At 66.7% G+C, this 20,197-nt stretch carries 20 protein-coding genes; 8 read left to right on the top strand and 12 right to left on the bottom strand.

Going from position 1 to position 20,197, the window contains the following annotated elements; translation table 11 throughout:
• Position 1 precedes the first annotated feature (1 nt).
• The 5 genes from HNE04_RS14325 to HNE04_RS14305 all read right to left on the bottom strand — a co-directional run bounded on the left by HNE04_RS14325 (position 2) and on the right by HNE04_RS14305 (position 6,411).
• Positions 2-1,786 carry an ABC transporter transmembrane domain-containing protein gene (locus HNE04_RS14325; RefSeq protein ID WP_172220122.1) on the bottom strand — a complete coding sequence of 595 codons (1,785 nt, stop codon included), beginning with the start codon at positions 1,784-1,786 and terminating at the stop codon, positions 2-4.
• 26 nt (positions 1,787-1,812) lie between these two features.
• A complete protein-coding gene (locus HNE04_RS14320; RefSeq protein ID WP_172220120.1) occupies positions 1,813-2,205 on the bottom strand; it encodes a hypothetical protein in 393 nt (130 codons plus the stop codon).
• 93 nt (positions 2,206-2,298) lie between these two features.
• Positions 2,299-3,348 (bottom strand): lipocalin-like domain-containing protein, encoded by a 1,050-nt coding sequence (locus HNE04_RS14315; RefSeq protein WP_172220117.1) that lies wholly within the window; start codon positions 3,346-3,348, stop codon positions 2,299-2,301.
• Positions 3,348-5,882 (bottom strand): FtsX-like permease family protein, encoded by a 2,535-nt coding sequence (locus HNE04_RS14310; RefSeq protein ID WP_172220114.1) that lies wholly within the window; start codon positions 5,880-5,882, stop codon positions 3,348-3,350. The genes HNE04_RS14315 and HNE04_RS14310 overlap by 1 nt, the downstream gene beginning before the upstream one ends.
• A 43-nt stretch (positions 5,883-5,925) precedes the next feature.
• Positions 5,926-6,411, bottom strand: coding sequence for a hemerythrin domain-containing protein (locus tag HNE04_RS14305; protein ID WP_172220111.1), 486 nt, complete (start codon positions 6,409-6,411; stop codon positions 5,926-5,928).
• Between the two features lie 116 nt (positions 6,412-6,527).
• Between HNE04_RS14305 and HNE04_RS14300 the strand changes: the two genes are divergently transcribed.
• Positions 6,528-7,505 (top strand): threo-3-hydroxy-L-aspartate ammonia-lyase, encoded by a 978-nt coding sequence (locus tag HNE04_RS14300; protein WP_172220108.1) that lies wholly within the window; start codon positions 6,528-6,530, stop codon positions 7,503-7,505.
• A gap of 20 nt (positions 7,506-7,525) precedes the next feature.
• Positions 7,526-8,311: a type I 3-dehydroquinate dehydratase gene (aroD, locus tag HNE04_RS14295; protein WP_172220105.1), complete on the top strand. Its 786-nt coding sequence runs from the start codon at positions 7,526-7,528 to the stop codon at positions 8,309-8,311.
• Here aroD and HNE04_RS14290 read toward each other — a convergent pair.
• The 3 genes from HNE04_RS14290 to HNE04_RS14280 are packed head-to-tail and all read right to left on the bottom strand — an operon-like array spanning position 8,306 to position 11,113.
• Positions 8,306-8,959 (bottom strand): ABC transporter ATP-binding protein, encoded by a 654-nt coding sequence (locus HNE04_RS14290; RefSeq protein ID WP_172220102.1) that lies wholly within the window; start codon positions 8,957-8,959, stop codon positions 8,306-8,308. The genes aroD and HNE04_RS14290 overlap by 6 nt on opposite strands.
• Entirely contained in the window at positions 8,956-9,876 is a 921-nt protein-coding gene (gene miaA, locus HNE04_RS14285; protein ID WP_235964994.1) for a tRNA (adenosine(37)-N6)-dimethylallyltransferase MiaA, read from the bottom strand. Before miaA ends, HNE04_RS14290 begins: the two co-directional genes overlap by 4 nt.
• Before the next feature lies 1 nt (position 9,877).
• A complete protein-coding gene (locus HNE04_RS14280; protein WP_172220097.1) occupies positions 9,878-11,113 on the bottom strand; it encodes a multidrug effflux MFS transporter in 1,236 nt (411 codons plus the stop codon).
• Positions 11,114-11,196: 83 nt separating this feature from the next.
• Between HNE04_RS14280 and HNE04_RS14275 the strand changes: the two genes are divergently transcribed.
• Positions 11,197-12,477 (top strand): sensor histidine kinase, encoded by a 1,281-nt coding sequence (locus HNE04_RS14275; RefSeq protein ID WP_172220094.1) that lies wholly within the window; start codon positions 11,197-11,199, stop codon positions 12,475-12,477.
• On the opposite strand, the gene HNE04_RS14270 is transcribed toward HNE04_RS14275, so the two are convergent.
• Genes HNE04_RS14270 through HNE04_RS14255 form a run of 4 tightly spaced genes read right to left on the bottom strand, consistent with a single transcriptional unit; the run spans position 12,453 to position 16,766 of the window.
• Complete coding sequence (locus tag HNE04_RS14270) at positions 12,453-13,316, bottom strand: alpha/beta hydrolase (RefSeq protein WP_172220092.1); 864 nt, start codon at positions 13,314-13,316, stop codon at positions 12,453-12,455. The two genes, HNE04_RS14275 and HNE04_RS14270, sit on opposite strands and share 25 nt — an antisense overlap.
• Before the next feature lie 59 nt (positions 13,317-13,375).
• Positions 13,376-14,647 carry a cytochrome P450 gene (locus HNE04_RS14265; RefSeq protein WP_172220089.1) on the bottom strand — a complete coding sequence of 424 codons (1,272 nt, stop codon included), beginning with the start codon at positions 14,645-14,647 and terminating at the stop codon, positions 13,376-13,378.
• Entirely contained in the window at positions 14,644-15,462 is an 819-nt protein-coding gene (locus HNE04_RS14260; protein WP_172220086.1) for an alpha/beta fold hydrolase, read from the bottom strand. Before HNE04_RS14260 ends, HNE04_RS14265 begins: the two co-directional genes overlap by 4 nt.
• Before the next feature lie 8 nt (positions 15,463-15,470).
• A complete protein-coding gene (locus HNE04_RS14255; RefSeq protein WP_172220083.1) occupies positions 15,471-16,766 on the bottom strand; it encodes an O-acetylhomoserine aminocarboxypropyltransferase in 1,296 nt (431 codons plus the stop codon).
• A gap of 96 nt (positions 16,767-16,862) precedes the next feature.
• Between HNE04_RS14255 and HNE04_RS14250 the strand changes: the two genes are divergently transcribed.
• From HNE04_RS14250 to HNE04_RS14230, 5 genes are all read left to right on the top strand, one after another.
• Positions 16,863-17,324 (top strand): CBS domain-containing protein, encoded by a 462-nt coding sequence (locus HNE04_RS14250; RefSeq protein WP_172220080.1) that lies wholly within the window; start codon positions 16,863-16,865, stop codon positions 17,322-17,324.
• A gap of 32 nt (positions 17,325-17,356) precedes the next feature.
• Entirely contained in the window at positions 17,357-18,454 is a 1,098-nt protein-coding gene (gene aroC / locus HNE04_RS14245) for a chorismate synthase (RefSeq protein WP_172220077.1), read from the top strand.
• A 36-nt stretch (positions 18,455-18,490) separates the two neighbouring features.
• Entirely contained in the window at positions 18,491-18,826 is a 336-nt protein-coding gene (locus HNE04_RS14240) for a response regulator (RefSeq protein WP_172220074.1), read from the top strand.
• 55 nt (positions 18,827-18,881) lie between these two features.
• The gene (locus tag HNE04_RS14235; RefSeq protein ID WP_172220071.1) at positions 18,882-19,082 is read left to right on the top strand and encodes a DUF3606 domain-containing protein; all 201 of its coding nucleotides are present in this window, start codon (positions 18,882-18,884) and stop codon (positions 19,080-19,082) included.
• A gap of 94 nt (positions 19,083-19,176) precedes the next feature.
• A complete protein-coding gene (locus HNE04_RS14230; protein ID WP_172220068.1) occupies positions 19,177-20,190 on the top strand; it encodes an SDR family oxidoreductase in 1,014 nt (337 codons plus the stop codon).
• Positions 20,191-20,197 lie beyond the last annotated feature (7 nt).

The following is a 20,197-nucleotide window of genomic DNA, read 5'->3' as shown; positions in this document are numbered from 1 at the left end:
CCTAGTCCATGAACTGCAAGGCCGCCAGCCTCGCATACATCCCGTTGGCCGTCACGAGCGACTCGTGCGTCCCTTGCTCGACGATCCTGCCGTGGTCCAGCACCACGATCCGGTCCGCTTGCTGCACGGTGGCCAGGCGGTGGGCGATGACCAAGGTCGTGCGGTCCCTCATGGCCGACTGCAGAGCTGCTTGCACCATGCGCTCGCTCTCGGCGTCCAGCGCGCTGGTCGCTTCGTCCAGCAGCAATAACGGCGGATTCTTGAGCATCGCCCGGGCGATGGCGATGCGTTGGCGCTGGCCGCCCGACAGGCGCACGCCGCGCTCGCCAAGAAAGGTCCCGTAGCCAGCGGGCAGGTCACTGATGAAGTCGTCTGCGAAGGCGGCCTTGGCAGCCGCGATCACTTCGGCGTCGCTCGCGCCCGGCCTGCCATAGCGGATGTTCTCCATTGCGCTGCTGGAGAAGATGACGGCGTCCTGCGGCACGAGGGCGATACGCCCGCGCAAATCCTGCAGCGCAACCTCACGCGTCGACACTCCGTCCAGCACAACGCGCCCCTTGCCCGGATCATAGAAGCGCAGCAGCAGCTGGAACACCGTGCTCTTGCCGGCGCCGCTGGGCCCCACCAGGGCCACGGTTTCGCCGGGCGCGACCTGCAGGCTGAAATCCTTCAGCGCCGCGGTGGCGGGACGTGAAGGATAGTGGAAGGTGACGGCTTCGAATGCTACAGCACTGCCGCCCTGCGCGGCGCGTAACGGCACCGGACGCTCGGGCGAGGTCACGGGCGAGCGGCTCTCCAACAGCTCCATCAGGCGTTCGGTGGCGCCGGCCGCGCGCAGCAGATCGCCATAGACCTCGCCCAGCACGGCCACCGCGCCCGCCAGGATGATCACATACACGATGGTCTCGCCCAGATGTCCGGCGCTGATCTTGCCCGCGAGCACCGCCTGCGTGCCCTGGTACAGGCCCCACAGCAGCAGGGCGGCGTTGGCAATGATGATGAAGGCCACCAGCACCGCCCGGGCGCGCGTGCGGCGAACGCCGGTCTTGAATGCGTTTTCCGTGGCGCCGTCGAATCGTGCCGCCTCGCGCGATTCTGCAGCGTAGCTTTGTACGACAGGGATGGCATTCAACACTTCGGCCGCGATCGCGCTGGAGTCCGCCACGCGGTCCTGGCTGGCCCGCGACAGGCGCCGCACGCGCCGGCCGAACCACATGGTGGGCAGCACCACCAGCACGATGATCAGCAGCACCTGCGTCATGACATAGGGGTTGGTCCAGACCAGCATGGCGAGGGCGCCCAGGCCCATCACGGTGTTGCGCAGTCCCAGGCTCAATTGGGAGCCCACCACGGTCTGGACCAACGTCGTATCGGTGGTCAGGCGCGACAGCACTTCGCCGGTCTGGGTAGTCTCGAAGAATTCCGGGCTTTGCTCCAGGACGTGGGCATACACCGCATTGCGCAGATCGGCCGTCACCCGCTCGCCCAGCCAGCTCACCATGTAAAAGCGCGCCGCGGAGAACAGGCCCAACGCCACGGCTACCGCGAACAGCTCGAGGAAATGCGAGCGCAGGGCCACCAGTTGCATGCCCTTGTCGCCGGACGTGAGCCCGCCGTCGATCAGGCCGCGCAGTGCAACGGGGAACACCAGGGTCGCCACGGCGGCCATGACGAGAAACACCACGGCCAACGCGATGCGCGCGCGGTAGGGACGGATGAAGGGCAGCAGGCCCGAGAGAGAGCGGGGCGAGGCCTTGGCGCCTGCGGCAGGGGAGGCTGAAGCCATCGCCCCGAGTGTACTGATCCCAGGATCTAGGGCGAGGCGGCTGCTCTTTGGTTCAGGTGGGGAATCAGGCTTCTCGCGCCTTGGCCGGTGCGCCCTTGCGCGCCTGGCAACATCCCGGTGGCCTGCGCCGTCTGATCGGCGTCGGACAGCAGCGCGGTGACGACTTCCAGTTCTTCTGCCGCGTCGTGGACTTTTTCTTCCGCCGCCACGTTCTGTTCCAGGGCGGCGTCAATGCTCTCCTTGTCGCGTGTTGGAACGGCCTTGACGAGGATCTCGTTGGCGGTATGCAGCTCGGCTTCGGCCTCGTGCAGTTTCTTCTGCACTCTCTTTGCCTTGCGTCCGGCCGTGGACACCAGCGAGGCCTGGGTCAGCGCGGCGGATTGTGGTTTCATGAGAGCCCCTATTTTGCGGATGGCCATCACGGTACCTGAAAGTGGACCATGACGCCAGACTCAGCAGTGAAGGGCTATTGCGCTAAAGGGTCTGAAAATAACAACTCATCCATGGCAAAGCTACAGCCGCAGGCGCTTGACGTAACCCGTCATCTCCAGGTAGCCGCGGCCGACACGTTTGCCGTTGCTGTCCAACAAATCCGACAGTCCTTCCCAGTAGATGGCGCCGGTGGATGCCCGGCTGTCCAGTTCCTGGTTGTCGATCACTGCCTTGACGGTATAGAAATCTGCGGGCGTGCGCACGATCCATTCCACGGGGTAGATGGCCTGCGACAGCGGACTGGTCCAGCGGCGCTGCGGGCTGAACACCACTTCGCCCGCACTGAAGGTGTGCAAAGTGCCGGCGGAGGTGCGGTACGAGCCGCCGTCCCATAGCGCCGAACCATCCTGGCGCCGCAGTCGAAAGGCAGTGAGGGTGCTGCCGTCTTCCAGGTTCATGCCGATCCAGTCCCACCCCACGGCCTGCGGATGCAGCACTTCCTGGCTCCACTCGTGATCGAGCCAGGCCTTGCCGGTCACCTCGAAGCGCCGGCCCTGCAGGCTCAAGGCCCCGGCGACTGCCAGTTGAGGCCGACTGTAGTAGTAGCTGGCCTGCTCGGGCTGGGGGCCCTTGCGCGACAGTCCCTGGCGTCCTTGCAGCAGCACAGGCTGGGTGGGCACGCAGTGCAGGTCCAGCGTGAAGTCGCCGGCCGGAATCTGCGCGTGGTAACCGGAGGGCCCGCGCTCGAGCGCCCAATCGCGCAGCCGCACGCGCGTATCGCCCGGTGCCGCTGCGACGGACTCGAAGCCTTCACGCGCGATGCGCTGGTCGTGCCAGAGCTTGCGGCCGCTCACATCCGTCACCGCCGCGTGGGCGAACACCAGTTGCTTGGCGGCGAAGCGCGAAGTCATGTCCTGCGTGGCATCCACGCGCGAGCGAAAGAAAGTGACCTGGAAGCCGAATTCACGCTCGCCCGCCCGCACATGGCCGGTGATGTACCACCACTCCGTCCTGAAGTCGGGATGCGCGCCGTGATCGCGCGGAAACTGCAGCTGCGCGGGCGGCAGCGCATAGGCGCGCGGGGCCAGCGCTAAACCCGGGATGGAGAGCACGAGAGAGCGCCTGCGCATCACCAATCCTCTTTCACGGCCAGGACGGCGTCGCGCCCGGCCGCGGCCCGGCCTGCTAGCCATGCCGTCAGCGTGCCGGCGACGACCACGGCCGCGCACAGCCCCAGCAGGCGCGCCCAGGGCACCCGCAAGTCCATGGTCCAGTGGAAGCTCTGCGGATTCACGACGTGGACCAGCACCAACGATACGGCCAGGCCCAGGGCCAGGCCCGCCGCCGATCCTATGGCCGTCCAGGCTGCGCCTTCGCCGGCCACGACAGCGAGGATCTGCCTGCGTGTCAGGCCCAGGTGTGCGAGCAGGCCGAACTCCTTGCGCCGCGCCAGCACCTGCGCGCTGAAGCTGGCGGCCACGCCGAACAGGCCGATCGCGATCGCCACCGCCTGCAGCCAGTAGGTGACGGCGAAGCTGCGGTCGAAGATGCGCAGCGAGTTTGCGCGCAATTCCTGCGTCGAAGCGAACTCCACCACATCCGAAGTGCCGCCCTCGCGCTCTGCCAGGGAGCGAATGGATTGCTGCACCTGCGCGGCGTCGGCGCCAGGTGCCAACCAGAGCTGGAGGTCGTTGGCGCGCCGGTCGCCGGTCAGCCGCTCGAAGTCGCGGCGCTCGATCGCGATCGCACCGCTCTGGCGTACATAGTCACGCCACACGCCCGCAACGAAGAAGGCCGGCGTCCCGTTGCCCACCGCGCTGAATGCAGCGGACAGCGGCGCGAAGACGGTGCCGGGGCGCGCGCCATACAGGTCGACCATCGCCTCGCTGACATAGATCGCGAAGTGGCCGGGCGGTGCCGGCGCGAGATCACCCACCAGGGGCAGCGTCTGCGCCGCATCCCCGATCTCGCGGGCCAGCAAGGCCACCGGCGGCTGGGCAGGGTCCAGCAGCAGCGAGCGGCTGCGTTGCGCCGCCAGCCGTTTGACCCCCTCAATTCGTGCCACTGCTTGCACGAAGTCGGGCGAGAACCAGGCCGTCTCGCCGGCTTGCGTGGACTGCGCCGTGCGCAGATACAGGTCTGCCGGGAGCACCACGTCCAGCCAGTGGGCGACCGAATCGCGGAAGCTCGCCACCATCACCGTGAGGGCGACCGCGAGGCTCAAGGCAGCCACCACGCCGCTCACCGCCACCGCTGCGCTTTCGCGAACACGGCGCGCGCGCTCGACGGCGAGCAGCGGCAGCAGGTGGCCCCGAAAAGCCGGCGCGAGCCTGTCGTACAGCAGCGCCACGGCCCACGGCAAGACCGTGATGCCGCCCACCAGCAGCAGGCCCACTGAAAGGTAGGCGCCCAAGGGGATGCCCTGCACGGGCGGCAACAGGGCGAGCAATGCAGCGCAGGCGATCATCACGAGGCCCAACGCATGGCCCCGCGGGCCAACAAGGCCGCTGCCCAGGCCCTTGAGCGTTTGAGCCAGCGGCAACCGCTGCGCCGCCAGAGCGGGCAGCCATCCGCCTGCGCCCGCAGCGGCTGTGCCGAGCAAGGCGTAGGTCACCGCCGCAGTGCTGCTCCATTGCAGGTCCGGGGCCACGCCGGAGAAGTAGCCGCCGCCGAGGTCGCCGCCCAATACCTGCAAGCCAACGTCCGCCAAGCCGGCGCCCAGCGCGATCCCGGCGGTGCTGCCCAGCGCACCGAGCACCAGCGACTCAGCCAGCACCAGGCGGCGCCGCTGCCCGGGCGTCAGTCCCAGCACGCCCAGCAGTGCGAACTGCTGCGCCCGCCGCGCGATGCTGAGCGAGAGCACCGAATACACCAGGAAGGCGCCGGTGAACAGCGCCACCAGGGCCAGCACGGTCAGGTTGACCCGATAGGCGCGCGAGAGGTTGCCCACGCGCTGCGCGGCGTCAGCCGGCTCTGCAGCGACTACGCCCGCGGGCAGTTGCAGCGAGCGCACGAAGGCTGCGCGATCCGCGCCCGCCCGCAGTCGCATATCGATGCGCGAAAGCTGGCCTTGCCGGGAAAAAAAGTCCTGGGCCGCGCCTATGTCCATCACGGCGAGGGGACCGCCTCCGGCCGCCACGGTGCCGGCCACTGCGGCTTCGCGCAGCTGCAGGCCGCTTTGCAGCCGCAGCGTCGCGCCCGGGGCCAGTGCCTGCCGCGCGGCGGGATTGAGGAAGACCGCGTTCGGCGCAAATATGGAGAGACGGTCCGCTCCCTCGCGCGGCACCGGCATCAAAGCCGGCGCGACCGCGGGGACGACCAGCGCGTCCACACCGATCACGCGTACCGGCTTGCGCGCGCCGCCCGGTGACTGCGCCAAGGTGCTGATCTCGAGGATCGGGCTGGCGACGGCCACCTGGGCATGCGTGGCCACCCGCGCATAAAGGCTCTCATCGAACGTGCCCTGCACGCCGCGCAGTTCCAGGTCGGGCTGGCCCGAGGCCGAGCCGACCGCGCTGGAGAATTCGCTCAACGCGGACGCATTGATCAGGTGGACCGAAAACGCCAGAGCCACGCCCAGCGTGACGGCAAGCACAGCAGCCGCATTGCGCCAGGGATGGTGGCGCAGTTCCTGCCAGGAGAACGTGCGAAGCAGCGCGAGCATGGGCTATTGTCGCCCGCTCGCAGCCTCCAGGGCGGCGCAGGCCTCAGGCCATCGCGCTCATTTCCGCCATCAGTTCTTCCTTGCGCGCCTCGAGTTCATCGCGCATGGCCATCAGGTCCAGCTTCTTGGCCGAGCGGGCCTTCGGGAAGATCTCGCCGCGCTCTTCCTTCACGTGGTGATCGATGTACTCGCCCAGCACCTTGACCTTGGCGTCGAACATGTCGTCGGGATCGGCCGCTGCCTGGATCTGTGCGATCAGGTCCTTGGCGGTCTGGTGCTCGACTTCGGCTTCATCCAGCAAATCGGTTTCCTTGAACGCAGCGCGCAAGGCGGGATAGAAGATCTCTTCCTCGACCTGGGCATGGACCGTGAGCTCCTGGCAGATCTGCTGGGCCAGATCCTTCTTCTTCTGCGCCGCGCTGCGCGAGCGGGAATTCGTCAGTTCTTCGTATTCCTTGAACATCTTCTTGACGGCTTTGTGGTCTGCATCCAGCAGGTCGCAGGCGTCTTTTTCAGCACGGGTTGCCATGTGGGGTACTCCTTGGTTTGGACCGTGCCATCTTCGCGAGCGCTGAGGCGGCCCGGTGTAGGAGAACTTCCGCAGTGGCCGCCGAAACACGCTGACGATTTGCTAAGCTTGGAGCCATGCTCGAGTTGCCCACCTATGAAGACGTCATTGCCGCCGCCCGCCGCCTGGAGGGCCAGGCCCATCGCACACCGGTGCTGCGCTCGGCCACAGCCAACCGCCTGGCCGGGGCCGAGTTGTTCTTCAAGTGTGAGAACTTCCAGCGCATGGGTGCCTTCAAGTTCCGCGGGGCCTTCAACGCGCTGTCGAAGTTCAGCCCCGACCAACGCAAGGCCGGTGTCGTTGCGTTTTCCTCGGGCAATCACGCTCAGGCGATAGCGCTCTCGGCCAGGCTGCTGGGCATACCGGCGGCCATCCTGATGCCGTTCGACGCACCCCAAGCCAAGATCGACGCGACGCGCGGCTACGGTGGCGAAGTGATCCTGTTCGATCGCTACACGCAGGACCGTGAGGCACTCACCGCCCAACTGGCCGCCCAGCGCGGCATGACCCTCATCCCTCCTTTCAATCACCCGGACGTGATGGCAGGGCAGGGCACCGCGGCCAAAGAGTTGCTGGAGGAAGTGGGCGAGCTCGATGTGATGCTCGTGCCGCTTGGCGGAGGGGGGCTGCTCAGCGGCACAGCGCTGGCAACCCGGGCGCTATCGCCGCGCTGCAAGCTCTATGGCGTGGAGCCCCAGGCGGGCAACGACGCGCAGCTGTCGCTGCGCGCCGGCCGTATCGTCAGCATCCCCACGCCACAGACGCTCGCTGACGGCGCCCAGACCCAGCAAGTGGGCACGCTCACCTTCGAGGTGATCCAACGCGAAGTTTCAGGTGTGGTCACTGCCAGCGACGCCCAGCTTGTCGAGGCCATGCGATTTTTTGCGGAGCGCATGAAGATGATCGTCGAGCCCACGGGCTGCCTGGGGTTTGCCGCTGCCTGCCACGCGAGGCTGGACTTGCAAGGCAAGCGGGTGGGCATCATCATCAGCGGCGGCAACGTGGACCTGGCGCGCTATGCCCAGCTCATCGCAGCCGGCTCGGCGCAGGCCTAGCGGTTCGTACAATCCCATTCATGCAAGCCAAAGCCATCGAAGTCAACGGAAGGCCTGCAGGCAGCGGCCGTTTTCCCGCCGTCTGCGCACCCCTGATCGGCCGCACCAGTGAGAAGCTGCTGGCCGAGGTGGCGATCGTCGCAGCCAAGAAGCCCGACATCCTGGAATGGCGGGTGGACTTCTTCGAGGGAATTGGCGATACGGCCCAGGTCATCGGACTGGCCGCACGCATCAAGCAGGCAGCCCCCGGAATCCCGCTGCTCTTCACGCGCCGCTCGTCGAGAGAGGGCGGCGAATCCATCGCACTCTCGGAACCGCAGGTCATCGCCCTGTATCGCGCCGTGTGCGCAAGTGGCCAAGTCGAACTGGTCGATTACGAAATGGGCAACGAGCCCGCGCAGGTGCGCGAGGTGCGGGAGCTGGCGCGAGACAACGGCGTCAAACTCATCCTGTCGTTCCACGATTTCCAGGGCACCCCGTCACTTCAGGTTCTCGGTCAGCGGTTCGACCAGGCACAGGCGCTGGGCGCGGATGTGGCCAAGGTGGCCGTCATGCCGCACAACATGCAAGACGTGCTCACCTTGCTCAGCGCCACCTTGCAGGCCAGCGAGAAGCTGGAGATCCCGGTGGTCAGCATGTCGATGGGCGGTTTTGGATCGGTGACGCGGCTGTGCGGCTGGACTTTTGGATCGGCCATGACCTTCGCCGTCGGCGAGAGCAGTTCGGCGCCAGGCCAAATGCCCATCGAGGACATCAACGCCGGCCTGTCAGTGCTGCGCAAGGCCTTCGGCAAACCGCCGCTATAGCCTGGGGGCCACGCCCTCGCTGGTCAGGAGCAATACCCGGTCGGCCCGCGTCGCGGCCGCTTCGGAATGGGTGACCAACACCAGCGAGGCGCCTTGCTCGCGCGTTTGCGAGATCAGCACGTCGATCACCTTGGCAGCTGTCCGCGGATCGAGGTTTCCGGTCGGCTCGTCGGCCAGCACGGTGGCGGGGCGGTGGACCAGTGCCCGCGCGATGGCGACGCGCTGCAGCTGCCCGCCCGATAGCTGCTGCGGCAGGCGCGGCCCCAGCCCGTCCAATCCGACAGCGCGCAACATGGCCTCGACCCTGGCGTGGTCCGGTTCGCCCAGCAGCATCAGCGGCAGCGCCACGTTCTGCGCCACGTCCAGATGCGGCAGCACATGGAAGGCCTGGAACACGAAGCCGATCTGCCGACGCCGCAACAGGGCCCGCTGGTCGTCACTCAAGGCCCCGAGGTCCTGGCCCTCCAGGGTGACCGAGCCCTCGTCCCAGCTATCCAGCCCCGCCATGCAATTGAGCAGCGTGGATTTGCCGACGCCCGATTCGCCGACGATGGCGACGAACTCGCCGCGCGCCACTTCGAGCGAAACCTTGGAGAACACAGTCGTGTCGCCGTAGCGTTTGCCGAGGTTGGTCACCACCAAGCTCATGCAGACACCCGCACCGAAGCCAGCAACTGCTCCATCGCATCCGGCGCATCGCAGGGAACCACCCGGCGCTGCGGCATGCTGCGCAGCCAGGTGAGTTGCCGCTTGGCGAGCTGGCGTGTGGCGAAGATGCCCTTGTCGCGCAGCTGCTCCATCGGCCAGAGGCCGTCGAGCGCCTCCCAGGCCTGGCGGTAGCCGACACAGCGCATGCTGGGCAGGTCGGGGCTGAGGTCGCCGCGGGCCCGCAGGGTCTTCACCTCCTGGAGGAAGCCGCCGGCCAGCATGTCGTCGAAACGCCGGGCGATGCGTTCGTGCAACCAAGCCCGATCCGTGGGCTCCAGCGAGAAGAGCGGCGTGGCGCCCAAGGCAGGAGCGTCCGCGCTGCGCCGATGAAAGCTGGAAAGCGGCTGGCCCGACACCCGGAACACTTCCAGCGCCCGCTGGATCCTTTGTGCGTCATTGGGCGCGAGCCGCGCAGCCGTCGCGGGATCGACCCGCGCCAGTTCCTCGTGCATGGCCGGCCAGCCTTTCGCCGCAGCTTCGGCCTCCACTTCGGCTCGGACAGCGCTGTCAGCAGCCGGCATCGCGTCCAAGCCCTCGAACAAGGCCTTGAAGTACAGCATGGTGCCGCCCACCAGCAGCGCCAGCTTGCCGCGGGCGTTGATTTCGGCGACCAGGCGCTGCGCATCGGCCGCAAATTCCGCGGCGCTGTAAGCCTGCAACGGATCGCGGATGTCGATCAGGTGGTGCGGCACGGCGGCAAGCTCGGCCGGCGACGGCTTGGCCGTGCCGATGTCCATGCCCCGATACACCAGAGCGGAATCGACACTGATGATCTCCGCGTCGTGCTCCCGTGCGATGGCCAACGCCGCCGCGGTCTTGCCCGACGCCGTGGGTCCCGCAATGGCAACGACCCTCATCTCAGGCCCTGCGCGGTTCGCCATACCTTTGCACCAGGGTCCATGACACGGCGGCAATGCACACGCTCCAGAGCCAGATGCCGTTGGTGAGCGGGAAAACCGTGCCATCCAGCCGCGTCCCCATCCAACCGCCGACCGCAAACGCCGCCACCATCATCAGGAAGCCGTTGAGCGCCGAGGCTGCGCCCGCGGCATGCGGGAACGGGCCGACGGCGCCGCTTTGGCCGCAGGGCTGGTGCACGCCGTGCGCCAGCATGAACAGGTAATAGGGCAGCATGATGGCCCAGCCGTTATGCAGCCCCGCCCACGCCAGCCCGCCCATCGAGGTGCCGCCCGCGAGGGTCAGGGCACCCGCGATGGCCACCGAGCGCCGCACCCCGTAGCGGGGCAGCAGCCGCCGGCACATGAAAGTGCCCAGGATGTAGACGAGCGCCATCGAAAACATCACGAGGCCGTACTCGGTGCGCGACAGCCCCAGCACTTTGATGAAAACAAATGACGATGCTGCCAGGAAGGTGAACAGCCCCGCGTACGAAGCGGTGGACAGGGCCGAATACGTCAGGAAGGCGGGGTGCCGCAGGATGCTGAGCCAGGTGGCCAGCAGGTTCGCCGGCCGCAGCGCCAGCGGGTTCCTCACCGCCAGCGTTTCCTCGAAACGCAGCGCAACCACCGCCAGCGACAGGGCGCCGAATACGGCGAGCGCCGTCAGCGCATAACGCCAGCCCAGGACATCGGACAGCAGGCCCCCCAGCGGCGCGCAGGCGCATGCGATGACGCCCAGGCCGGTGAGGCCCTTGGACATGACGCGCGCCCCCGTTTCAGGTGTGTACAGGTCGCGCACGATGGCTCTGGCGCCCATCACCGCGGCACCCATGGCGGCTCCCTGGACGGTGCGCCAGACGATCAGGAGCGGCATCGAGGCCGCCAGCGCGCAGCCGATGGAGGCCAGCGTATAGGCGCCCAACCCCACCAGCAACACCGGCCGGCGGCCGTAGCGATCCGACAGAGGGCCCCACACCAGTTGCGAGATGCCAAAAGCCAGCAGCAGGGTGGTGAGCGTCAGTTGCGCTTGCGAAACCGGCGCCGCAAAACCCTCGGTGAGGGAAGGCAGGGCGGGCAGATACAAGTCGGTGGTGACCGGCTGGATACCCAGCAACAGCGACAACACCAGTACGACGAGGCCCGGCGTCATGGCGGGCCTCGCGGCGGTCGAAGCGGTCGGTGGCGCGGCGGACATCCATCTGAGCGTAGCAGAACCCCCGGCTGGCTTTTAGCTGGCATTGGGGCTAGAGTGAAGCCGATCGCCCAGCTGCCAATCCAATGAACCTGCCCCCCAATGAGCGCGACGACAACCTGCTGCGCCTGGAGCACGCGGTAGCCCGCCAGCTCGCCGATGCCGATGACACGGTGGTGGCCCTGAAATCCGTCATCCAGGCCCTGTGCGAAACCCAGGGCTGGGAGTACGGACGCTTCTGGCAGGCCGACGAGGCCGCGCGCGTGCTGCGCTTTGCCGCTGCCTGGCACCCCGAAGACAGTCCCATTGCGGCGCACATGGCGTCGTCGGAGGCCGCCGTGTTCAGGCCTGGCGAGGGCATGGTGGGCCGCGTCTGGGAATCGGGCCAGCCCCTGTGGTTCAGCGACCTCACCAAGCAGAGGCCTGTGCTTGGCGCCACACTGGCGCCGGGCGTCGAACTGCACGGCGCCTGCATGTTCCCGGTAGCCTCCCAGGGGCGCACCCTGGGCGTCATGTCGTTCGTGAGCTTTGCGGTGCGCGAGCCGGAAAAGCGCCTGTTGCAGACCTTCCGCATCGTCGGCTCGCAAGTCGGCCAGTTCCTGCAGCGCAAGCAGCGGGAGGAGGAGATCGCGTTGCTCAACTCCGAGCTGGAGGAGCGCGTGCGCAAACGCACGGCGCAGCTGGAGGCGGCCAACGCGGAACTCGAGGCATTCTCTTACTCCATCGCGCACGACCTGAGATCGCCGCTGACCTCCATCGACGGCTTCACCCGCTTGCTGGAAGCCTGCAACCTGGAACAGGACGGCGCCAAGGCGAAGCACTACCTGCGGCGCATACGCGCAGGGGTACGCCAGATGAGCGACCTGACCGAAGCCATGCTGTCGCTGGCGCGGCTGTCGCGGGTGGAGCTGGAGTACGAGGAAGTCGACCTGGCTGCGTTGGCTGCGCTCTCGCTGGCCCAACTGCGCGAGCGCGAGCCCGAGCGCGAGGTCACGGTCGAAATGACGGGGCATCTCTGGGTGCGTGGCGACCCGCGCCTGCTGGCGCAGGTGATGACCAACCTGCTGGGCAACGCGTGGAAGTTCTCGACGCGCAAGCCCGGGGTCTGGATCAGCATCGGCAGTGAGAAAAATGCGGGCGGTGAAACCGTTTACTTCGTGGCCGATCACGGCGCGGGTTTCGACATGGCGTACGCCTCGCGCCTGTTCGGCGCTTTCCAGCGGCTGCATGCGTTCACCGAGTTCGAGGGAACGGGGATCGGGCTGGCGCTCGTGCAGAAAATCATCTCGGGCCACGGCGGCCGCATCTGGGCCCAGGCGCGGCCGGGCGAGGGCGCAACCTTCTACTTCACGCTGCCGGGCGAGTAGGCCAGGCTGAACAGTTCGGCCAACGCTTCGCGGTACTTGCCCTGGCCCATGGCCATGGTGCTGTAGTGGGAGCCGCCTTCAACCAGCACGAATCGCTTCTTGCCTCGGGCCGCCTCGTACAGTTTGCGGCCCAGGTCGCTCTTGATCAGGTTGTCGTTCTCGCCGTGTACCACCAGCAGCGGGGAGCCGATTCTGGCCACCTTACGCACGGATTCAAAGCGCTGGGTGATCAGCGGCCCCACAGGCAGCCAGCCCCACTTCATGGAGCTGGCCACGTCCGGGATGGATGTGAACGTGCCCTCGACGATGGTGCCGCGCTCATCGTCGACCTTGGCGGCCAGATCGATCGCCACGGCTCCGCCCAGCGAATGGCCGAAGATGTAGCGCGGGCGGTCCGGGTGTTTCGCGGCGAGCCAGTCCCAGGCTGCGCGCGCGTCCTCGTATGCCATCTCTTCCGAGGGCAGGCCTGGCGTGCTCTTGCCGAAGCCTCGGTAGTCGATGGCCAGCACCGAAAAGCCCAGTTCCTGCATCCGGCGTATGCGCGGCGAGGAACCGGCGACGTTCCAGCGCGCGCCATGCAGGTACAGCAACACCGGGCCATCCGCCGCGCGTTCCTCGGCGGCAATCCACAGGCCGTGCAGTTTGACGGGCTCCCCCGTCGCAGCGGACTTGAACTCCACCCATACGTCATCCATGTCACGCGCCGAGCTGGCCGAACCGCCCCAGCTGCGGTCGCTGGGCTGGAAGATCCAGGCCCGTTGCTTCTCGTCCAGGGTGCCGCAACCTACCGTGAGGGCGACTGCGAGGACAGCGGCGGCAAAGAGGGTCCAGCGTTTCATGCCAGGGAGGGAGTGGCCGAGCCCCGAAAAGTTCGCGAAATCCCGCTGAATCTGATTTTTTAGGCGACCGCGAACGCCGCATGCAGGAAGCCGCGAAAGCGCGCCCGCCCGCCGCGTACCGGTGAAGCCGTGAGGCGGTAGCCGGGAAAGCGGGCGAGGAAGCGGCTGATCGCGATACGGCCCTCGAGCCGCGCCAGGCTCAGGCCCGCGCACTGGTGGATGCCGAAGCCGAAGGCCAGGTGCCGGTTGTTCTCGCGCGTGAGATCGAGTACGTCCGGGTTGGCGAACTGCGCCGGGTCGCGATTGGCGGCGCCTATGCACAGGGTCACCAGCGCGCCTTCCTCGAGTGGCACGCCGCCCACCTGGCATGCGCGCAGGGCGCGGCGGTTGCCGAGCTGGTTGGACGATTCGAAGCGCAGGAATTCATCGACGGCGGCGCTCAGGGTGGCTTCCAGCGCGTCGTGATCCGGTGCCAGGCGCTGCATGCGCGCGAGCAGGGCTGCTTTTTCCGCCGGCCACTCCTGCAGGGCCACCAGCGCATTGCCGATCAGGTTGGTGGTGGTTTCGTGGCCGGCGTTGAGGATGAATACGCAGTTTTGCAGCAGCTCGGTTTCGCTGAGCTTTTCCCCGGCGGCCTCGCCTTGGATCAAGCGCGTCAGCACGTCGTGCTCGGGGTCGCCCGGGTGTTGCCGCCGATCGGCCACCAAGGTCGTGAGATAGGCGGTGAACTCGCTCACGCTGCGATTGCCCAGTGCCTCCTGCTCCGCTGTGAGCTTGGGCTCCAGCGCGCCCAGGATGGCCAGCGACCAGGCACGCAGGGGCCCGCGATCGGCATGGGGAACGCCCAGCAGGTTGCCGATGATCTCAACGGGAATCGCGCTGGAAAAGTCCTCGATCAGGTCGCCACCACCCTGGGCTGCGATTCGGTCCAGCAGGCTGTCGACCAAGGTGATGAGGCCCGGTTCCATGTCGGCGATCGCCCGGCGCGTCAGGGCCCCCATGATGAGCTTGCGCACCCGTGTGTGCAGGGGCGGGTCGTTGAACACCAGGCTGGTCGTGTGGTGCTCCAGCAGCGCCGAGCCGGCGCCGTACTTCGGCGTGAACTCCACTTTCTTGTCGGAGCTGAATGCATGCGCGTCGCGGTAGACGTTCACGAGATCGGCATACCGCGTGAGAAAGTACGAGCCGTCGGGCATGCGCTTGACGGGCTCGGTTTCGCGCAACAGGGCGTACACCGGATACGGGTTGGCGTAGAAGTCGGGCGGGAGCGCGCGCAGATCGAAGCCGGCGGCGATTTCTCGCGCCCGTTCGGGGATCATCGCCGGCGTCATGTCTTGAGGAAGTCGCGGATGGCGAACAGCGTGCCGTCGGGCGCTTCCGACATCTGGTTGTGGCCTACCGGAAGGCTGACGACCTGGAGGGATTTGCCGCTGTCCTTTGCTTTGCCGATCAACAGCTGCGCTGCCTTCGGCAACGTCATCTGGTCCTGCGCGCCGAGCACGAAAAGCACCGGGCAGGTGATCGCCGCCATCGCCGCCTCGCCGCCCGCGTAGCTGTCGCAGGCCTTGAAGCCGCGATGGAAAACGTTGACGCGGGGATTGCTGGCCAGCACCCTTCGGCCCAGCGCCATGCCCGCGCCATAGACCCAGGTCCCCGGCCCCATCGCAGAAGGCGGCGCGGCGAGCGTGCTGCGCGAAAACACGCTGATCATCTGCAGCGCCTTCATGGGCTCATGCAGCGAGGCCTCGAGCAGCGCCGCGGAAACCTTCATCGGATAGGCGGTTCCGACCATCACCAGATGCGTCACACGCTCCTTCAGCCGCGAGGCCGCCTCCAGCGCGATCAGCGAGCCCCAGCTGTGACCCACCAGCGCGGCGCGGGCCACGCCGGCGGCATCGAGCAGGGCGGCGATGAAGCCTGCGGCATCTTCCACCGAGGCGGGCGCCTCGCCTTCGCTCTTGCAATGGCCCGGCAGGTCCACGGCCAGCACGTTCCAGCCGTGGTGCGCCATGTAGCGGGTCTGCAGGATCCAGACGCTGTGGTCGTTGAGAACGCCGTGGATGAAGACCGCGCAAGGCTTGGACGCATCGAAGGGCTTGCCGCCCGTGTAGCAAAAGGTCTTGTGGCCGTTGACTTGAAGATACATGGCGACTCCTAAGCCTTCTGCGCGGCCTTCAGCGCGCGCTTGAGGTCGTCGATGAGGTCATCGGGATCCTCCAGGCCGATCGACAGCCGTATCGTGCCCTGGGTGATGCCAGCGTTGGCCAGCGCTTCGTCGGTCATGCGGAAATGCGTGGTGCTGGCAGGATGGATCACGAGCGACCGGCAGTCGCCGACGTTGGCCAGGTGGCTGAAGACCTTGAGCGCCTCGATGAACTGCTTGCCCTGCTCGCGGTTGCCCTTCATGTCGAAGCTGAAGACCGAACCGGCGCCTTTGGGCAGCAGCTTCTGCGCCAGCGCGTGGCTGGGATGCGATTCCAGCATCGGATGGCCGACGCCCGCCACGAACGGGTGGGCCGCCAGGAACTCCACGATCTTGCGCGTGTTGCTCATATGGCGCTCCATGCGAAGCGGCAGTGTCTCTATGCCTTGCAGGATCAGCCAGGCGGTGTGCGGGCTCATGCAGGCGCCGAAATCGCGCAGGCCTTCGCGGCGCGCGCGCAGCAGGAACGCGCCCACGGTCGATTCCTCGCTGAACACCATGTTGTGGAAGCCCTCGTAGGGCGCCGTGAGCTCGGCGAATTTGCCCGAGCGTTCCCAGTCGAAGCTGCCGCCGTCGACCACCACGCCGCCGATCACCGTGCCGTGGCCCGAGAGGAATTTGGTGGCCGAGTGGTAAATCAGGTCGGCGCCGAGTTCCAGCGGCCTCATCAGGTAAGGGGAGGTAAGAGTGGAATCGACGAGCAGGGGTACGTTGGCCTCGTGCGCGATGGCCGCAACTTGCGGGATGTCCAGCACGTCCAGGCCGGGGTTGCCGACGGTTTCCCCGAACAGCAGTTTCGTCTCGGGCCGGATCGCGGCGCGCCAGCCATCGATATCGCCCGGCTTGACGAACGTGGTGTCTATGCCGAAGCGCCGCATCGTGTAGTGCAGCAGGTTTTGCGACCCGCCGTACAAGGCGGTGCTGGCCACGATGTGCGAGCCCGCGCCCATCAGGGTCGCGATACTCAGGTGCAGGGCCGCCTGGCCGCTGGCCGTGGCGATGGCGCCGATCCCGCCCTCGAGCGCGGCGACCCGCTGCTCCAGCACCGCGTTGGTGGGATTGCTGATGCGTGAGTACACGTGGCCCGAGCGCTCCAGGTTGAACAGCGCCGCGGCGTGGTCGCTGGACTCGAACACAAAGGAGGTCGTCAGGTGGATCGGTACGGCGCGCGCCCCGGTGGCGGGGTCGGGGGAGGCGCCGGCGTGCAGCGCCAGGGTGTCAAAGCCGGGATCGGAGTAACCGGGCATCGGGATGTCTCCTGGAAATTGCCTCTATGGAACTGCCCTGGATTGTGGGCTATATTGGGTGAACCGGCAGGTCACCGGTGCCATAGAGGAGAGCACATGAAAGTCAGCGACATCCTGCGCGTCAAGGGAAACACACTCTACACCGTCACGCCCGAAGAGCCCCTGGCTCGCGCCATCGAGATCATGGCCGACAAGGACATCGGTTCGCTGGTGGTCATGGACCATGGCGACCTCGTGGGCATGCTGACTTTCCGCGAAGTGATCCTGTGCATCGTCAAGAGTGGCGGCGCCGTGGGCAACGCGCTGGTTCGCGGCGCGATGGACGACCATCCGCTGACCTGCACCTCCGAAACCGAACTCGACGAAGTGCGCCGCATGATGCTGGAGCGGCACGCCCGCTACATGCCGGTGATGGAACGGCGCATGCTGATGGGCGTGATCAGCTTCTACGACGTCGCCAAGGCCGTGGTGGACAGCCAGAACTTCGAGAACCGCATGCTCAAGGCCTACATTCGCGACTGGCCGGGCGGCGAAGAGCAACCCGGCGCCCAACTCTAGAGCGACCCAGCCGCTCTGGGATAATCCCGGCCATGAGCGGCAACACCTTCGGAACCCTTTTCGCGGTCACCAATTTCGGCGAATCGCACGGGCCGGCTATCGGCTGCGTGATCGATGGCTGCCCGCCGGGCATGAGCCTGTCGGAAGCCGACATCCAGACCGACCTCGACCGGCGCCGCCCCGGCACCAGCCGCCACGTTACCCAGCGCCAGGAAGAAGACAAGGTCGAGATTCTTTCCGGCGTGTACGAAGGCCGGACGACCGGCACCCCGATCTGCCTGCTGATCCGCAACACCGATCAGCGCAGCAAGGACTATTCCGAGATCGCCCAGACTTTCCGCCCGGGCCACGCGGACTACACCTACCTGCAGAAGTACGGCCTGCGCGATCCGCGCGGCGGTGGCCGGGCCTCGGCGCGGCTTACGGCGCCCATGGTCGCCGCCGGCGCCGTGGCCAAGAAGTGGCTGGGGCAGAAGTACGGCACGGTGTTCCGGGGCTGCATGCAGCAGATCGGTGATCTCCCCATTGCCTTCGAGAGCTGGGACCACGTATCCCGCAATCCGTTTTTCGCGCCGGTCGCCGACGTCGCCGCGCTGGAAAGCTACATGGACAGCCTGCGCAAGGCCGGCGACTCCTGCGGTGCACGCATCCGCGTCACCGCCTACGGCGTCCCGGTGGGCCTGGGCGAGCCCTTGTTCGATAAGCTGGATGCCGACATCGCCTACGCGATGATGGGCATCAACGCCGTCAAAGGCGTGGAAATCGGCGCCGGTTTCGCCAGCGTTACCCAGCGCGGCACCACCCACGGTGATTCGCCCACTCCCCAAGGTTTCAAGACCAACAACGCCGGCGGCGTGTTGGGGGGCATCAGCACCGGGCAGGACCTGGAGGTGTCGATCGCCATCAAGCCCACCAGCTCCATCATCAGCCCGCGCGAGACCATCAACCTCAAGGGCGAGGCGACCGAAGTGGTCACCAAGGGGCGGCACGACCCGTGCGTGGGTATCCGCGCCACCCCGATCGCCGAGGCCATGCTGGCCCTGGTGGTGATGGAACATGCACTGCGCCAGCGGGCGCAAAACGGCGACGTCAACCCGCCCATGGCGCCGATCGCCTCGTCGTTTCTCTAGATGCAAGCGGAGCCCGGGCGGGGCCGCCGTATCCTGGTGGTCGATGACAACCAGGATGCGGCAGACACGCTGGCCGAACTGTTGCAGATGCTCGGCAGCGAGATTTCCGTCGCGCACGACGGTGAATCGGCCGTAGAAACGGTGGTCCAGTTCGCCCCGGATGTCGTGCTGCTGGACATTGGCTTGCCCGACATCAACGGCTACGAAGCGGCGCGGCGGATTCGCGCGCTGGAGGGGGTGCGCCAACCCAGGCTGATCGCGTTGACCGGATGGGGGCAGGAGCAAGACAGACGGCTTGCCGCGCAAGCCGGTTTCGACGACCATTGGACCAAGCCGGTGGATCCGGAGCGCCTTCAGCAGCTCACCAGATGAAGGAACTCCCCGCTGTACAGCGGGTCTCAATGGCTACCCGACAAGGAGGCTTCTCATGGACGATTCCTCGAATTCCGCCTCGGTGCAGCGCGTCGACCTGACCCAGGGAATGGAGGTGGCTTACTGGTGCCGGATTTTCAATGTCAGCATCGACCAGTTGCGCCACGCTGTCCACCACGCCGGGCACCAGGTACCGGACATTCGAAGATACCTGAGCCAGAATCTGCCTCCGACGACCGCCGGCGATTCGGTGTAATCCCCGTCCTACGGGGTGCGCGCAGGTCTTTCGACAGCGCGCACCGGCTGCTCGCGCCATAGTGGCTTTTTTTGCCACGAGAAGGAGCAGCCTGATGGCCAAACCGACCGCCAAGAACGCGCCACGCGGCCCCGGCAGCGAGGATCCTGGGGACAAGCAGCGCGAACTGCAGCGCGAACAGGATCGCAAGGACCAAACCAAATCCAAGCGGGGCAGTGAAAAGCCGCAAAAGGCGGTGCAGGCGGGCCCCCGCCGACAGCCCGAGCCCCCGCTTCCCGACCAGCACCTGGAAAAGCCCGGCATCGAAGCGCAGATGGAGCTCAAGCCCCAGTTCTACGCGCCCGACTACCGCGGCAGCGGCAAGCTCAAGGGCATGGTCGCGCTCATCACGGGCGGCGACTCAGGCATCGGCAGGGCTGTGGCTGTGCTTTACGCGCGCGAAGGCGCCGACGTTGCCATCGTCTATCTCAATGCCCATGAAGACGCCGAAGAGACCAAGCGCCATGTGGAAAAGGAAGGGCGGGAGTGCCTGCTGATTCCGGGTGACGTGAAGGATTCGAAGTTCTGCCGCGACGCGGTCGAAAAGACGGTCACGCAATTCGACCGCCTCGACATCCTTGTCAACAACGCGGCGTTCCAGCTGCACGCGCAGTCGCTGGAGGACGTGACGGACGAACGACTGGAGGAAACCTTCAAGACCAACATCTTCGGCTACTTCTACATGGCGCGCGCGGCCATCCCCCACCTCAAGAAAGGCTCTTGCATCATCAATAGCGGCTCGGTGGTGGGCTTGCGCGGCAGCGGCGAGTTGCTGGACTACTCGGCCACCAAAGGCGCGATCCACGCCTTCACCATGTCGCTGGCCAGCAATCTCATCGACAAGGGGGTCCGCGTCAACGCCATCGCGCCCGGACCGGTGTGGACGCCGCTGAACCCCGCCGACAAGGAGCCGGAGAAGATCAAGGATTTCGGCAAGCACACGGACATGAAGCGGCCGGCCCAGCCGGAGGAGCTGTCGCCGGCTTATGTGTTCCTGGCCTCACCGGTCTGCTCCAGCTACATCACGGGCATCGTGCTGCCGATCACCGGGTCGGTGGGGGGAATCTGATACGGGG

It is taken from the genome of Caenimonas soli (assembly GCF_013155545.1).
In the GTDB taxonomy this organism is placed as follows: Bacteria; Pseudomonadota; Gammaproteobacteria; order Burkholderiales; family Burkholderiaceae_C; genus Ramlibacter; species Ramlibacter soli.
Note: the sequence above shows the minus strand (reverse complement) of the source record. Positions and strands in the feature narration are given on the sequence as shown.